At 65.5% G+C, this 2017-nt stretch carries 3 protein-coding genes; all 3 read left to right on the forward strand.

Features of this window, described 5'->3' with window-relative positions:
* Positions 1-1160: AIR synthase related protein (locus EOD07_RS32370; protein WP_245470579.1), on the forward strand; the 1160-nt coding region annotated here is incomplete at its 5' end.
* On the forward strand, positions 1157-1681 hold the full coding sequence (locus EOD07_RS32375; protein WP_127238145.1) for a hypothetical protein: 525 nt from the start codon (positions 1157-1159) through the stop codon (positions 1679-1681). The genes EOD07_RS32370 and EOD07_RS32375, both read left to right, overlap by 4 nt.
* A gap of 100 nt (positions 1682-1781) precedes the next feature.
* Complete coding sequence (locus tag EOD07_RS32380; RefSeq protein ID WP_040981261.1) at positions 1782-2015, forward strand: BolA family transcriptional regulator; 234 nt, start codon at positions 1782-1784, stop codon at positions 2013-2015.
* Positions 2016-2017 lie beyond the last annotated feature (2 nt).

Consider the following 2017-nt stretch of genomic DNA (forward strand, 5'->3'; position numbering starts at 1 on the left):
AGGGCGACGAGGTCGCCAACTTGCCGATCAAGGAGCTGGGCGACCAGGCGCCGGAGTATGACCGCCCCTGGGTCGAGGTGAAGAAGCCGGCGCCGCTTGCCGCGAACGATGCGCCCAAGGCCGATGTCGCCGACGCGCTGCTGAAAATGCTCGGCGGACCGGACCTCTCCTCGCGCCGCTGGGTGTGGGAGCAGTACGACACGCTGATCCAGGGTAATTCGCTGCAGCTGCCCGGCGGCGATGCCGGCGTCGTGCGCGTCGAAGGCCATCCGACCAAGGCGCTCGCCTTCTCCTCCGACGTCACGCCGCGCTATTGCGAGGCCGACCCATACGAGGGCGGCAAGCAGGCCGTCGCCGAATGCTGGCGCAATCTCACCGCAACCGGCGCCCTGCCGCTCGCCGCCACCGACAACCTCAATTTCGGCAATCCCGAACGGCCTGAGATCATGGGCCAGTTCGTCGGCGCCATCAAAGGCATCGGCGATGCCTGCCGCGCGCTCGGCTTCCCGATCGTTTCCGGCAATGTCTCGCTCTACAACGAAACCAACGGCCGCGGCATCCTGCCGACGCCGACCATCGGCGGCGTCGGCCTCATCGCCGACTGGTCGAAGATGGCGCGCATCGGCTTTGCCGCCGAGGGCCAGATGATCGTGCTGGTCGGCGCGCCGCCGACATGGGGCAGCCATCTCGGCCAGTCCGTCTATATGCGCGACATCCACGGCCGTGCCGACGGTCCGCCGCCACCCGTCGACCTCGACCATGAGAAGCGCGTCGGCGACCATGTGCGCGCGCTGATCGCTTCCGGCATCGTCACCGCCGCCCATGACGTCTCCGACGGTGGCCTGGCCGTGGCGCTGGCGGAGATGGCGATGGCCTCCGGCATCGGCGCCACCATCCCGGGGCTTACCGGCACCGATCCGATCCCGGTCTGGTTCGGCGAGGACCAGGGCCGCTACCTGCTGACGCTGTCGATCGACCCGCAAAGCGGCGAATGGGACAGGATCCGCGAGCAGCAGGGCAAGCTCGGCATCTTCGCGCCCTGGGTCGGCACCACCGGCGGCCGTGACTTGAAGCTTGGCGAGGCACGGTCGATCCCGGTCAGCGAATTGACCGCCGCCCATGAGGGCTGGTTCCCGCGCTTCATGGACCAGGCCAGTTGACGAGGCTCACCGCGAAGGCGCTGATCGCAGTCGTCTTCTGGCCTTGCCTGTTCTTCTTCTGGTTTCTCGGACCGTTCGTGCTGTTCCTGCTGTCGACAACCTCGAGCGAGGTCTGTCCGCTGCTGGAGACTCGCGCGCAATTCCTTGCCGCGGCCAACGGCACGCTGCCGATGCTCGTCATGCAGACCTTGATCTACGCGGTTCCGGTCGTCTGCCTCTTGCTGTGGAACAGGCTTTCTCCGGAGCCGGCGCGGGCAAGGCATGTCGCGATCTGCATCAAGCTCTTTGCCGTCGCCACGACGATCGGAGCGATTTGGGACTATGGCACGTCCTTGACCTGCGACGGCTACGGCCGGCCCTTCTTCTCCGCCGCATGGCAGATGACGAGCTACCTTCCGATCGTCAGCCTGTTGATCAACATCCCACTCTACGTGCTGGTTTTCAGCCTTGGCCGCGCCTATTCAACGCGCGATGACATCACCGAAGACGGCGTGGTTCATCCGAGCCAGGAAAATTCCTAGGCCGCATCACCTGACGGAACGGCTTCAATCCGGGCGGGAAAGGCTTTAGGCTCCCTCCGAGTCACATACCCGGCCTGCCCGCTTGAAACAGGATTTTGCCATGGCAATGGATGCCCACGACATCGAAAAACTGATCAAGGAAAGCATTCCGGACGCCAAGGTGACGATCCGTGATCTCGCCGGCGACGGCGACCACTACGCGGCCGAGGTCGTTGCGGAGAGTTTCCGGGGCAAGAGCCGCGTCCAGCAGCACCAGATGGTCTATGACGCGCTGAAGGGCAATATGGGCGGCGTGCTGCACGCGCTGGCGCTGCAGACCAGCGTCCCGGACTGAGC

The sequence above is a fragment of the Mesorhizobium sp. M2C.T.Ca.TU.002.02.1.1 genome, from assembly GCF_003997225.1.